Here is a 13,163-nt window from a genome sequence, read left to right on the forward strand (position 1 = left end):
TCTCAGGCCTCCGCCGTCAGATCGAAGGTTTCGTTCGGGAAGTATTTCTTCAACCGGATATCGGCGGTGCGGGCGTGGCCCTCCATCCCTTCCAGCCGCGAGATGCGCGCCGTCGCCTCGGCCACCGGCTTGGCCCCTTCCCTGGTGGACCGCTGCCAGGTGACGATCTTCATGTACTTGTGGACCGACAGACCACCGGTGTAATTCGCCGCGCCGCTGGTGGGCAGTACGTGGTTGGTGCCCGAAGCCTTGTCGCCGAAGGCCACGGTCGTCTCCTCGCCCAGGAACAGCGAGCCGTAGCATTCCAGTCGGTCCAGCCACCAGTCGAGGTCAGCCGCCTGCACGGTCAGGTGCTCGGGTGCATACTCGTCCGAGGTCGCGGCCATGTCCTCGCGATCGGGACACAGGATCACCTCGGCATAGTCGCGCCAGGCCGCGCGAGCGTTGTCGCGGTTGAGCTCGGGCAACTCCTCGATCAGCTCGGGCACGCGCTTCATCACCGTCTCGGCGACTCCGCGGTCGTCCGTCACCAGCCAGACGGGCGAATTGTAGCCATGCTCGGCCTGCCCCACCAAATCCACCGCCACGACCTCGGGATCGGCGGTCTTGTCGGCCAGGACAAGACTGTCGGTGGGGCCCGCGAACATGTCGATGCCCACCCGGCCGAAAAGGATGCGCTTGGCCTCGGCCACGAACTGGTTGCCGGGCCCGACGAGGATGTTGGCCCTGGGCAGCCCGAACAGGCCGAAGGTCATCGCCGCCACGCCCTGCACCCCGCCCATGGCCAGGATCCTGTCGGCGCCGCAGACATGCGCGGCATAGACGATGGCCGGCGCGATGCCGACGCCCGGACGCGGCGGCGAACAGGCGACGATGTGCTTGCAGCCCGCGACCTTGGCGGTGGTCACCGTCATGATCGCCGACGCGATATGGCTGTAGCGCCCGCCGGGCACGTAGCACCCCGCCGCCTTCACCGGGATCGCCTTCTGCCCCGCGATCAGGCCCGGCAGCACCTCGGTCTCGAAATTGGCGACGGTCTTCTTCTGCGCCTCGGCGAAGCGTTTCACGTTGGCATGGCTGAAATCGATGTCGCGCTTCAGCCGCTCGGGCACCTGAGCGATGGCGGCGGCGATCTCGTCGTCGGTCAGCAGCACGTTGCCGTCGTACTTGTCGAACTTGGCCGCGTATTCCAGCGCGGCTGCATCGCCGCCCGCCTCGATGTCGTCGAGGATGCCGCGCACGATGGCCTGGGTCTCGCCGGCATCGCTTTGCGAGGTGAGTGTGGCTTTCTTCAGGTATTCGCGCACCATCGGACGTCTCCTATTTGTAGATCTCGGGAAGGAACGTGGTCGAGATCGCGGGCACGAAGCCGATCAGCAGCGTGACCAGCAGCATGAACAGCACGAAGGGGATCGCGCGATAGGCGATCTTCAGGATCGACTCGCCCGTCAGCCCGGCGACCACGAAAAGGTTGAGCCCCAGCGGCGGCGTGATGAACCCCACCCCCAGCGCGGTGATCATCATGATGCAGAACTGGATCTCGTTCATGCCGATATTGTCGGCCAACGGCTTCAGGATCGGCGCCAGGATCACGATGTTGGGCGTCGTCTCCATCACGCAGCCCGAGGCGATCAGGATGGCGATCATCATCAGGATCAGCACCCAGGGCTCGTCGCTGACGCCCGTGGCCACGGCGACGAAGCCCTGCGGCACCCCGATGATCGCCAGCGCCTCGGCCAGCGGGATCGAGAAGGCAATGATAGGCAGGATGACGCCGTTGACCTTGGCCGAACTGACCAGCATCGCCGGGAAATCCGACAGCTTGAGCGTGCCCAGGATAAAGCCCATGATGATGGTCACGACGACCGCCGTGGCGCCCGCCTCGGTCGGCGTCAGCCGGCCCGAGAAGATGCCGTAGAAGATGATGCCGGGCACGATGAAGGCATACCAGCCGGATTTCAGCGACGATCCCAGCCGCCGGAAATACTCGCCCGCGCCGATATTGCCGCCCCCCTCCCAGCCGTAAAGGCGGTTCATGATGATGTTGGTGGCAAGGATCGAGATCAGGATCGCCAGCCCGGGGATGACCGCCGCCAGGAACAGCGTCGACACCGAGATCCCCAGCACGAGCCCGATGATGATGTACGCGATCGACGGCGGGATGAGGATGCCGGTGCAGGCGCCCGCGGCCACCAGAGCGCAGGCATAGGGGCGCGGGTAGCCGCTTTCGACCAGCCGGTCGATGGTCATGCGCCCCACCGCCGCCGCGCCCGCCGCATCCGAGCCCGAGATCGCGGCGAACATGCCGCAGACCAGCACCGTGGCCGAGCCGAAGCCGCCCTTGGCGAACTGTGTCAGCGCCTCGGCCACGTCCAGGAACTTGCGGGACAGGCCCGTGCGCACCAGCACGTCGCCCGTCAGGATGAACAGCGGCACGGCCGTCAGCGCGAAGGCGTCGATGCCCGAAAACAGCTTCTCGCCCACTAGGTCCAGCGGCAGCGCGCCGGACCACACCAGCATCAGGCTGGCCGCCGCACCGATCGCCGCCCAGACCGGCACCGCCAGCGCCACGAGGAAGACGAACAGAAGGATCGGGCCGTAGAAATCCCAGCCGAGCTCGACCGTCTGGGCGCCCATTTGTTGCCAGAGCATGACGTCCTCCTCAGTCGAACAGCTTGTCGCCCTCGTAGACGGGCCGGCCGTCACGAAGGTCGCGAATGTCGCGGATCAGCGATTGTATGAGGCGCAGCACCACCAGCGAGAAGCCGATGGGCACGGCGGCCAGGAACCAGACCTGCCCGATGCGCAAACCGTGGGTCACGTTGCCGAACTTGGCGGCCACGTGCGCCGTTTCATACGAGTAGTAGAGCGCGATGAAGGACACCCCGAGCATCACCAGGTCGCCGAAGATGTAGAGAACCGCCTTCACCCGCGGCCCGACATACTGCATCAGCACGTCGATGCGGATGTGCCCCCGCTCCTTCACCGCCGCGGCGGCGCCGATCCAGGCGAGGTAGATGAAGCTGTAGCGGACGATCTCTTCGCCCCAGATGGACGAGTAGGACAGCAACTCGCGCCGCAGCACCTCGATCGACATGGTCGCGACGAGCATCACGTAGAAAACCAGGAGCAGCCATCTTTCGGCGTTCCGGTTCAGCTCGGACAGGATGCGGGACATGCAAGCCTCCTTCGTTTCGGGACACGCGACCATCGTCGCGCCCGACCGGGTGGTCCTGGCGTTGGGGTGAATTCGGGGTCGTCTGCCGGCGCGCGACGGGACCGCGCACCGGTCGGGTCAGTCGCTGCCGTCAGGCGTCGTGGACGTAATACTTGCCCATGGTGCCCGCGGCTTCTTCCAGCTTGGTGAACGTCTCCATCGACCCGGCAAGCTCGGTCTTGAACTCGTCCCACTCGCTGCGCTGGTAGCCTCCGGCGTCCTGCCATTCGGCCAGTTGGTCGTCGTTCAGCGTGTGGAACTCGACGCCAGACTTCTCGAGCTCGGCCATGGCGTGGGCGCGGGCCGACGGCACCTTGGCCAGGTTCTGGTGCGCGGTCATCTCGCCCGCCCACTCGATCCCCATCTGCACGTCCGATGGCAGGCTGTTGAACCACTCAAGGTTGACCGAGTAGACCTGACTGTCCGGCACGGCCTGCGTGAAGGTTACGTGGCTGAGAATGTCCTTGAAGCCGAAGACATACAGCGCGCCCACCGACGGATCGAGCGCATCGGCCACGCCCTGCTTGATCGCCGACGGGGTTTCGCCCCACGCCACCGGGGTCGGGTTGGCGCCCACCATCCGGTAGTATTGCTGGAGCATCTGGCTGCCCGGCACGCGGAATTTCACGCCCGCCAGGTCACCGGGGGTCAGGACCGGCCCGGCGCCGCCCTTGCGCATGGCGACGACGCGCGGATCGATGACGACATAGAACAGCGCCTTGAAGCCCGAGCTTTCGATCTTGGGGTGCACCTCGGATTTCCACGCGTCCGACGTCACCAGGTTGGTGAAGCGCTGGTTCGAGCCGCAGAAATAGGGAAGGTTGATGAGGTCCACCGCGCTGGCGAAGGGTGCGAAGTTAGAAAGCGAGTGCTGAGCGCACTGGATCGTGCCGCTTTGCACGCCTTGGGCCAGCGCGCCGCCCGCGCCCAGCTGCCCGCCCGGGGCCAGCTTGACGTAGACCTTGCCGGCCGTGGCGTTCTGGATGTTTTCCTTCAGGTCCAGCTGCATGATCGGGTAGCTGCGCGAGGCGCCGAGGACGTAGGCGGTGGCCAGCGTCATGGTGTGCTCGGCCGCCTCTTCCCGCGCGCGCTCCTCCTGCGCGGTCTGGGCTGCGGCCTCGGACGACCAGAGCATGCCGCCCGCCCCCGCGACCAGCGCGGCGGTGAAACTGCCGGTCGTCGCGAGTTTCAGGAAATTGCGCCGCTCTTCCGACGCCAGTCCAAGTTCTTTCCTCATGGTGTTCCTCCCTATGAACAGCTTGGTCGTTATGGCTTGCGTTTCCCCGCCTCGCGTTCGCGCCGCAGGATGGCGACCGTGAACGCGATCGAGGTGGCGAAGAGCAGCAGCATCGCCTGCACGTCGCTCAGGAATTCGGCACCCGACGTCGCGCCCAGGACCACGTCCAGCGCGAAGACGGCAAAAAGCAGTATCGAAATCAAAAGGGCCACCCGCTTCTCCTCCCCGAAAAGCATGTGATTCTGGAGAAGTGTAAGCGCTTACATTTCATCCGGCAAGCCTTTACATGAGCGCCCGACGCATGTCTCGTGACCGGCATTGATCCGACTGTTCCATCGCACGTGGCGAGAGATTGCGGAAAGGACCTGCCCTCGTGACGTCCCGCCGACCACAATCGAAACCCGTGCCGACTCTGGAAGACGTGGCCGAGCGCGCGCGCGTCTCGACCGCGACGGTATCGCGCTGCCTGAACGCGCCGCAGCGGGTGTCGGCGGTGACGCGCGCGCGTGTCATGGCAGCGGTGCAGGAGCTTGGGTATGCGCCGAATTTCGGCGCGCAGGCGCTGGCGGCGCGGCGGACCAACACGTTCGGTGCCATCATTCCCACCATGGAGAACGCGATCTTCGCGCGTGGGCTTCAGGCCTTCCAGGAGGTGCTGACGGACGAGGGCGTCACCCTGCTGGTGGCAAGCTCGGGCTACAGGCCGGCCGCCGAGGAAGAGCAGATCCGGTCGCTGATCGCGCGGGGCGCGGATGCGCTGCTGCTGATCGGCCATGACCGGACGGCCGAGTCCTACGCCATGCTGGAGCGGCGCCAGATCCCCCACGTGGTGACCTGGGCCTTCGACCCCGACGCACCCCGGTCGTCCATCGGTTTCGACAACCGGGCGGCCATGGCCACCCTGACGGCGGAAGTGCTGGACCGGGGCCATCGTCGGATCGCCTTCATCTCGGCCATGACCAACGGCAACGACCGCGCCCGCCTGCGGGTCGAGGGCGCCCGCTCCGCCCTGGCCGCCCGGGGACTGGACCCCGCCGCCATGCCCCTGGAAGAGACCGAGTACAGCTTTCACCACGGGGCAGCGGCCTTCGACCGGCTGATGCGGCAGACGCCCCGGCCCACCGCCGTGCTGTGCGGCAACGACGTGCTGGCCGCCGGAGCGCTGCGGCAGGCCCGCGAAATGGGGCTGGACGTGCCGGGCGAAGTGTCGATCACCGGTTTCGACGATATCGAGCTGTGCGAGATCGTGACCCCCGCGCTGACCACCGTGCACGTGCCCCACCGCGAAATGGGCCGCCGCGCCGCCCGCCTGCTTCTGGACATGCGCGGCGGTGACAGCGCGGGCGAACGGGTCCGGCTGGAAGCCCCGATCAAGTGGCGCGATACGCTGGGGCCCGCACCGGCCTGAAAGGCCGCGACAGGTGCGGCGCCTTGCTCAGAACAGCATGCAGTCGGCCCCGGGCGGCAGGGGCTCGGCGCCCTCGGGCAGGGTCGGCGTGTAGTCGAACGTGACGATGCGCGCGCCGCCGTCGAAGGCCACGAACAACTGGTCCGAGCCCGGCCGGATCGCGATGCCTTCGGGGTCGGTCCCGTACTCGATCAGGCTCGCCTGCCCCAGAAGCTCTCCGTCCGCCGTGAACTCGTAAAGGCTGTTCGAGCCTTCCCAGTCATCCACGATCAGCAGGTGACCGGTCCGCGGGTCGATGGCGATGCCCTGCGCCTCGCTGATCGGCGGGTCGAAATCCATCGTGTCGATCCGCATGCGCAACGCGCCGTCCGGCGTGAACCAGGTCAGCCGCTCGGGGTCGTCCTCGACCGTCACGATGTCTCCGGCGGCGTCGATCGCGATGCCCTCGGTATCCGACGCGCCGCCGCCCAGCCGGAAAGGTGCTGCCAAGGGCGCGCCGTCCTTGGTCAGGCGCTGCAACCGGCCCAGCCCGTCGCCCACGATCAGGTTATCGCCCTCGATCGCGATGGCCTTGATGCGGTAGAGATCGCTGCTGATGCGGCGCAACTCGTCCCCCTGAAGCGTGACGAGGATGGCCTCGGGCCCCTCGTTCGCGATCCACAGCCCGCAGAATGTCGGGTCGTATTCCAGGCTGGCGGGGCGGTTCAGCTGGTAGGTTCCGGTGGCGCGCAGGTCGAGCGCGCCGGCCCCGGTCGCCAGTGCACCGCCCAGGGCGACCGTGCAGAGCGGGATGAAACGTTGGGCCATGGCCGTCCTTTCCGTAGCGTCACCAGGACGATGGGACGGCGCGCGGATCAGGTCAATTGCGCGCGCTGACGCGGCTCAGCGGTGCCCGACCCAGCCACGATCGTCGGTGAAGGCGCGCGCATCCGACAGCGTGACAGGGCCGTAGCCCTCGGGCGGCGCGTCCAGCTCTTCTTGCGGCGTCCGGGTCGCCGCAAGAACGATGTTGGCCAGTCCGCGCCCGCTGACCGGCCCCTGCGCTGCCTGCACGTGGGGATAAAGCTGCGCCAGGATCGCATGCACCCCCCGTGCCAGATCACCATCGGGCCGGTCGATCAGGTTCACGTAGACCGGCCCATCCACGATGTCGCGCAGCCGGGCGTAGGTCTCGACCGTCGCAAGATGCGCGGGGACCGAGCCGGACGAGAAGGCGTCGATCACCGCGGCGTCGAACCGCCTGTCGGTCTCGTTCAGGAAGACGCGGCCGTCTTCGTGAACCACGCGCAGCCTGCCGTCCGGCGCTGGCTCGGCGATGTCGCCCCGCCCTTCCGCGTCGATCATGGCTCCGGCGCGCGGCAGGTGGTCGCGCACAACTTCGGTGACCAACGGATCGATCTCGACCGCGGTGGCCGTGGCCGCGGGGCGGGTCGCCAGCAAGGTCGTGGGCAGGCTGTAGCCGCCCCCGCCGATGAACAGGACCGACGGCGCCGCGCCCAGGTCTTGCGCCATCCGCTGCCAAAGCCAGCGGGTATATTCCAGCGTCAGAGCTTCGGCCGGATCGGCACCGGGGGCAAGATCACGCTCGGCCGCCTGCTGGGTGCGATCCGAGACCAGGCTGACGGTCGCGCCGCGGCGCACCACGTCGATGCAGGACAGCCCGGACTCGAACCGGCACAGCGGTCCGGTCATCAGGCTGGCCGCCACCACCACCGCCGCCGTCAGCATGGCCGCCCGCGCGCCGAGGTCCGGCCTTGCATCCGGCGCCCGCAGCAGCGCCGCGCAGATCAGCGCCACCGCGCCACAGCCCGCGAAGGTGGCCGACGAACCCACCAGAGGCAGCGTGACGAACCCGGCGACGATTGCCCCCACGATGGCCCCCAAGGATCCTGCCGCCAACACCAGCCCCAGCGACGATCCCTCGCGCCCCGGCCGCGCCTCGACGGCCAGCTTGGCCAGCAGGGGCGATGGCACCGTGACCAGCACCGAGGCGGGGAAGAACGCGACCACGACGCTCAGCAGCATGCCGGAGGTGCCGCGCAGGCCCAGCGCGTAGACCAGCGCCAGCAGCGTTGGCGACAGCGCCGCTAGCACGGCGGTCCAGATCAGCGCGCGGCGGGCATGGGCCAGGGCCTCGGGGCGGGGCCGCTCGGCCAATAGGCCACCCCAGGCGCTGCCCACGGAAAAGCCGGCCAGCACCACCGCGATCACGGCCGTCCAGGTCAGGAGCGACGTGCCGAAGAACGGCGCAAGCACGCGGCCGGCCGCGATTTCGTAGGTCAGGCCGACCGCCGACAGCACGCAGATCAACGCGATGAGAGTGGAAAATCGCAAACACTTCTCCGGTGAATGATTTGACCGCGCGCGCAAACCCCAGCTTTCATTGGCCGGTTCACGGTCGCCGGAATACAGGCACCGCCAGCTTCCTACAACATCGCGATTCGCTCAGGCGGCTCCCGGATTTCGGCCGCGAGGCTAAGGACCCGTGGCCAATATATGACCGTTGCAGCGGGCGCGGAGGCCGGCGGTGCAAGAATTGCGGGCGGACCTGGGCCGGACGGACGGGCTCGCCTGTATCCCGCATCCACCGGCCCGGCCTGTTCATCGAAGTGGTTCGCAACATGCTGGACCCGGTCGAAGAACCGCTGTCGTGCCGCAAGTTCGGGCGAGGACTTGGCGTCTCGCGCGATACCGTCTGGCGCTGGCGAATGGCGGGGGCCCGCGACGAAGTATCCCGATGGCTCCTCGCGCTGGAGAGTGGCGCGTCGTGATTGCGATCCACTCGCGATCTTCCGCTCAATCATCGCCTTAGCTACGCTGCGACGAATTGCTGGCGCGCCTGTCAAAAACGCTCCCAGTCGAAGAATACCGCGCCGTCCATGATCTGTCTTATAAGCTCGCAGCCGTCGTCTCGCTGAGTGAAGTGAAGCCAAGCCTTCTGTGCAAAGCGGTCGGGGGCGAACGCGTAAAAAATCGCGTTCAGCTCATCCCGCGCGATGCGCTGATCATAAGCTGACGTCGCCTCGAACGCCTCGCGTGCATCTGGAGGCAGTGACCGGACCTGCATCGCATAGGCGGCGTATTCAGCCGTCGCCAGGCAATCCTTGAACGGGCATTCTACGGTGTAGTAGGCGGCGTGCGTCAACTCATGCACCACCACGCTATCGAAAAAGGGCCTATCCGGCACGTCGACAAAGGCTCGCTCCGGTGCGCGGCATTCGGCCATGAGGTCTGGCGGTAGCAAGCTGATGAGTGCTTCGCCGCAATGGAAGATGCCCATGCAACCCTCGGGCAAAGTATGCTCGAACTTGATCGTGACCCCCTCGGGCACGGCGACGTTGCAGGCCGCGAGCTTTGGAATCTCGCGTGCTGCAATATGGCAGATGCGGTCCCGAGCTTCTGTTGTCTCGCCCTTCACGACGAGACCTGCCGTCTGACAAAGAGTCTCTTTCTCGCCTGCCACACTTGCGGTGGCCGCCAAAAGTCCGGCGATCAATCCGATAGACCTGAGCATGCCGTCCTCCCCCTGGCGGCTCCTGCAAAGTGTACCACAGCGTGCGCCCGACGGTAAGTTTCCGAGCTTTTTCTGTAGATACCCGAGCGAAAGGTGGAGGCTCCGCGCCTCGTAGAGGGGCTCGGTCGCGTCGATGGATCGAGCCGTCGTGGCAGCCGCTCGGATCTCGCCCCCCCCTTCGATCATCTCGCCATCTACAGATCGCGTCGGTGAAGCGGAGGCAGGCCAGCACGATTTACTGACATTCCAGGGGTTTGCGGACAAACCGGGCTTTCGCTTCGCTTGCTCAGTGAGACTTTCGCCATCAGAGGATTAAGGGCAGTCGGCTCGGTATCGAACCTAAATCTTTGCCCGCTGAGTAGAGATCGACCGCATATGGCTGGCGAGGTCAGGACAAGCCAAGATCGCGCGCCTTCATGGCGGCTTCGACACGGTTTCGCACCTGCAGCTTTTGCAGGATATTGGTCATGTAGTGCTTGATGGTCTTTTCCTGCAGGTCGAGCGCGCGGGCGATTTCCTTGTTGCTCTGTCCGTGGGCGACATGGCGCAGGATTTCCGCCTCGCGATCCGTCAGATCTTCGACCTCGGGCAAAGTCGCGCTGCGCCGGTCCTGAAGCGCCGCTAGAACGCGGCCGGCCAGCGCGGGCGGAACATAGGATGCGCCTCCGGCCACGCTCTGCAGGATCCCCGTCAACTCGTCCTCGCTGACGCCCTTGAGCGCATACCCGCGTGCCCCCGCCTTCAGCGCAGTCAGCAGGTCTTCATCAGCCTCCGAGGCGGTCAGCATGACGATGGCCACGGCCGGAAAGCGGCGCGCGATCTCGGACGCGGCGGCGAGACCTGAGCCCGGCATCGAGATGTCGAGCAGGATGACCTCGGGCATGTGCGCCTCGACGGCGGCGACAGCTTCGTCCGCCGTGCCTGCCTGCGCGACAACGACGAAACCGCCGTGTTCCTGCAGGGTCATGACGACACCGCCGCGAAAGAGCGGGTGATCGTCGGCAACGACGATATGGATCTTCGCAGTCAACGGGGTGCGTCCATGCGCAGGGTCATGGTCAGCCGCGTGCCGCCCTGAGAACGGCTTTCGATGTCGAACCGGCCGCCGATGCTCTCGACCCGTTCGCGCAGCCCCAGAAGCCCCAAACCGCCGGGGGTGCGCGCGGCGGTGTCGAAACCGGGGCCGTCGTCCTGCACCTGGATGACCGCTCGGCCCGCCTCCGTGCTCGCCTCGACCCGGACCCTTGCGCCCGGCGCGTGGCGAAAGGCGTTCATCAGCCCCTCCTGCACGAAGCGGTAGATGCAGATCAGGAACGGATGCGGCGCGGGCCGCACAAGCACCGGCTCTCGACGGAACGCGCGCGCCACCGCGACACCGGACCGGCGCTCGTGGGCTCGGATGGCGATGTCGATCGTGTCCACCACCGACAGCCCTTCGAGCTCTGGCAGCGTCAGCCCGCTGCAAAGGTCGCGCACGTCCCGCAGCGCCTCACCGAGGCAGTTGCGCAGCATCTGTGCCTCCGGGTCGCCCGGCGCCACGCCGGCCCGCCGCATCAGGGCGTCGAGCCGGAGGGAGGCCAGCGCCAGCGCCTGTGCCGGGCCGTCGTGCAACTCGGCGCTGACCCGACGCATGTACCGCTCGTTGGTCTCGCTCACGCGCTGCGAGGCGCCCTCGACCCGCGTTCGCAGCGCCTCGTTCTGAGCCGAGATGCGGGCGAGTTCCGACAGCTGCGCGGTAAGGCGCCGGGTCTGGTCCTCGATCGTGCGGCTGCCCGACCGGACAATGCCGAACAGCGCAAGGAAGGTCATGCCCGTCACCAGCGCCACGACCGCCCAGGCGCGGGCATGTGCGGCGCGTAGGTCGGCCTCGAGCTCGGTTGCGTCGAGGTAGAATTCCGCGACGGCGATGATCTTGCCGGAGAGAATGGAGTGGATGGGATTGTAGACCTCGAGCAAGGGCACGCCGGCCTGACGTTCACGCTGGCTCTCGGCGCCCTCCAGCTCATCGAAGGACGCATTCAGGTCCCCCTGCCAGGCCTCGATGAGATCCTCGCTCGGAGGAAAGGTCCGGCCGATCAGGTCCGCATCGCTGCTGAAGGCGAGCAGCCCGTCCGGTCGCCATATCTTTACGGAGATCACGCGTTCCGAAAGAGGCGGCTGCTTCAGAAGGGTGTCCATGCGTGCGACGGTCTCGGGCGAGAGGCGTTCCGAACCGGCGAGTTCCTGCGACATCGGTGCGATGAAGCTCTCCATGTAGACGGCACTGGAGATGGCGGAATTGCGGACCACGCTGGTCTCGATGCTCGTGCTGACGAGGGAGCCGATCACGGCCATGCCGAGAAGCGTGACGAGGCTGCCCGCCAGCGCGAAGCGGTGGTGCAGCGGCCGTGCGGCGAGCCAACGCGGGAGAGGCGCGGCGAGACCCGCACCGCGCGCCGGATTGAAATCCTGCTCTGTGGTCGCCACGTCCGACATCCTGAAGTCCCCTTGTCAGAAGGCGGCGGCGCGATACCGAAATCAAGCCCCATCGGACCAAGGTCCGAGGCTTTCCCGGCACCTGGTCGAGCGGTCCGGTTCCGCAGGTCCGAGCCTGAGCGGCAGGGGTCCGGGTCCCGTCGTCAGGGCGGACATGGTTGTGCCAGATGGGTCCAGCCCAGGCCGCCGAGCCTTGGCCCAAAGGAGGACCACCCGATGACAACCATTCTCAAAACCGGCTTCACCGCCGCAATTCTGACTGCCTTCGCGATATCTCTTGCCCCTGACGCCGCGCCGGCGGCGCCGCACCTGTCGCTGCCCGGCATCGATCTGCCTGCGGGCGGCGATGCCCAGATCGTCAAGATCCGTCGTGGCCGCGGCGCGGATGACGGCCCCGGTCATGACATGAACGATGACAAGGGCGGCCGCAAAGGCGGGAAGGGCCGTGGCGCAGACGACGCACCCGGTGACGACAAGGGCGGAAAGGGCCGCGGCCGCGACGACGGCCCGAACCACACCTGAAAATCCCCTCCGGCCCCGTCCTCAGCACATCGGAGACGGGGCCCGACTGCCGAAACCATGACAGAATTTTTCATTTTCAATCTCTTGTCTGAAAATCTGCATGGCATATTGGCGGAGGAGGCTTCCTCCACATGTAAGTCTTAGTATGATGAAAAATATAGTTTTCCTTACAAATTGAGTAAAAGATACCACAAATAATACCACCTGCCAGACACCAAGCCTGTCGCGGATCACCCCTTCGACTGGTGCTGTCAGACGAATGCGAACTAGTCTCTGTCAGGACAGAGGTGCTGTCCTTTATCCCGTACAGAGACCGCGCCAATCGGCAGGAGCGGCGGTGCGGTTCCGTGACCTACGGCGCGCCAGAGATAGGGCTGATCGCCGTTGATCTTCACAAAGATCCCGTCCAGGTGCCAGCACCAGCGGCTGGACGTCATGGCCTTGGTTTCGCGCTTGGGGATCTCCGAGGCGAACATCGGCCCGAACCTGAGCCACCTGTAGCGGGTCGTCTCGTGGCTGACATCGATGCCTCGTTCATTCAGCAGATCCTCGACGTTGCGAAGCGACAGAGGGGCCGGACGTACAGCATCACCGCCAGCCGGATGATCTCCGGGCTGGTCTTGAAGTAGCGGAAAGGCGAAAGCTTGATCATCACCGAAGACTAGCCACCGCCCTGCCCCGCCTCAGCGAACTTACTCTGACAAGACCCCCTGCCACGCCTCATTCGAAGCTCCCCTGATAAGACCCGAACGTTCAGTCTTCCCAAGTCTGATCAACAAGCTGTTCTGCC

At 66.3% G+C, this 13,163-nt stretch carries 12 protein-coding genes and 1 pseudogene; 2 read left to right on the top strand and 11 right to left on the bottom strand.

Annotated elements, in window-relative coordinates; all coding sequences use genetic code 11:
- Positions 1-2: 2 nt before the first annotated feature.
- The 5 genes from hisD to BMX96_RS04965 all read right to left on the bottom strand — a co-directional run bounded on the left by hisD (position 3) and on the right by BMX96_RS04965 (position 4,666).
- On the bottom strand, positions 3-1,310 hold the full coding sequence (hisD, locus tag BMX96_RS04945; RefSeq protein ID WP_091844513.1) for a histidinol dehydrogenase: 1,308 nt from the start codon (positions 1,308-1,310) through the stop codon (positions 3-5).
- A 10-nt stretch (positions 1,311-1,320) separates the two neighbouring features.
- Complete coding sequence (locus tag BMX96_RS04950) at positions 1,321-2,652, bottom strand: TRAP transporter large permease (protein WP_091844514.1); 1,332 nt, start codon at positions 2,650-2,652, stop codon at positions 1,321-1,323.
- 10 nt (positions 2,653-2,662) lie between these two features.
- A complete protein-coding gene (locus tag BMX96_RS04955) occupies positions 2,663-3,178 on the bottom strand; it encodes a TRAP transporter small permease (RefSeq protein ID WP_091844515.1) in 516 nt (171 codons plus the stop codon).
- Between the two features lie 130 nt (positions 3,179-3,308).
- Entirely contained in the window at positions 3,309-4,454 is a 1,146-nt protein-coding gene (locus tag BMX96_RS04960) for a TRAP transporter substrate-binding protein (protein WP_091844516.1), read from the bottom strand.
- 29 nt (positions 4,455-4,483) lie between these two features.
- The gene (locus tag BMX96_RS04965) at positions 4,484-4,666 is read right to left on the bottom strand and encodes a hypothetical protein (protein WP_073130199.1); all 183 of its coding nucleotides are present in this window, start codon (positions 4,664-4,666) and stop codon (positions 4,484-4,486) included.
- Positions 4,667-4,827: 161 nt separating this feature from the next.
- On the opposite strand from BMX96_RS04965, the gene BMX96_RS04970 reads away from it, so the two are divergent.
- A complete protein-coding gene (locus tag BMX96_RS04970; protein WP_236736961.1) occupies positions 4,828-5,862 on the top strand; it encodes a LacI family DNA-binding transcriptional regulator in 1,035 nt (344 codons plus the stop codon).
- A gap of 27 nt (positions 5,863-5,889) precedes the next feature.
- On the opposite strand, the gene BMX96_RS04975 is transcribed toward BMX96_RS04970, so the two are convergent.
- From BMX96_RS04975 to BMX96_RS04995, 5 genes are all read right to left on the bottom strand, one after another.
- The gene (locus tag BMX96_RS04975) at positions 5,890-6,669 is read right to left on the bottom strand and encodes an NHL repeat-containing protein (RefSeq protein WP_236736962.1); all 780 of its coding nucleotides are present in this window, start codon (positions 6,667-6,669) and stop codon (positions 5,890-5,892) included.
- Between the two features lie 75 nt (positions 6,670-6,744).
- Positions 6,745-8,196, bottom strand: a complete 1,452-nt coding sequence (locus BMX96_RS04980; RefSeq protein ID WP_236736963.1) for a fused MFS/spermidine synthase — start codon at positions 8,194-8,196, stop codon at positions 6,745-6,747.
- A gap of 508 nt (positions 8,197-8,704) precedes the next feature.
- Complete coding sequence (locus BMX96_RS04985; RefSeq protein ID WP_139209974.1) at positions 8,705-9,376, bottom strand: DUF6639 family protein; 672 nt, start codon at positions 9,374-9,376, stop codon at positions 8,705-8,707.
- 388 nt (positions 9,377-9,764) lie between these two features.
- Positions 9,765-10,406, bottom strand: a complete 642-nt coding sequence (locus tag BMX96_RS04990; protein WP_091844519.1) for a response regulator — start codon at positions 10,404-10,406, stop codon at positions 9,765-9,767.
- Positions 10,403-11,842 carry a sensor histidine kinase gene (locus tag BMX96_RS04995; protein WP_175481659.1) on the bottom strand — a complete coding sequence of 480 codons (1,440 nt, stop codon included), beginning with the start codon at positions 11,840-11,842 and terminating at the stop codon, positions 10,403-10,405. The genes BMX96_RS04990 and BMX96_RS04995 overlap by 4 nt, the downstream gene beginning before the upstream one ends.
- 225 nt (positions 11,843-12,067) lie before the next feature.
- Here BMX96_RS04995 and BMX96_RS05000 point away from each other — a divergent pair, with 225 nt between their 5' ends.
- Positions 12,068-12,373, top strand: a complete 306-nt coding sequence (locus tag BMX96_RS05000) for a hypothetical protein (RefSeq protein ID WP_091844521.1) — start codon at positions 12,068-12,070, stop codon at positions 12,371-12,373.
- Positions 12,374-12,720: 347 nt separating this feature from the next.
- Here the strand turns inward: BMX96_RS05000 and BMX96_RS19865 are convergent.
- Positions 12,721-13,025: pseudogene (locus tag BMX96_RS19865) on the bottom strand (IS6 family transposase); the annotation flags it as partial.
- Between the last annotated feature and the right edge of the window lie 138 nt (positions 13,026-13,163).

Origin of the sequence: Palleronia pelagia, assembly GCF_900110115.1 — a bacterium.
In the GTDB taxonomy this organism is placed as follows: Bacteria; Pseudomonadota; Alphaproteobacteria; order Rhodobacterales; family Rhodobacteraceae; genus Palleronia; species Palleronia pelagia.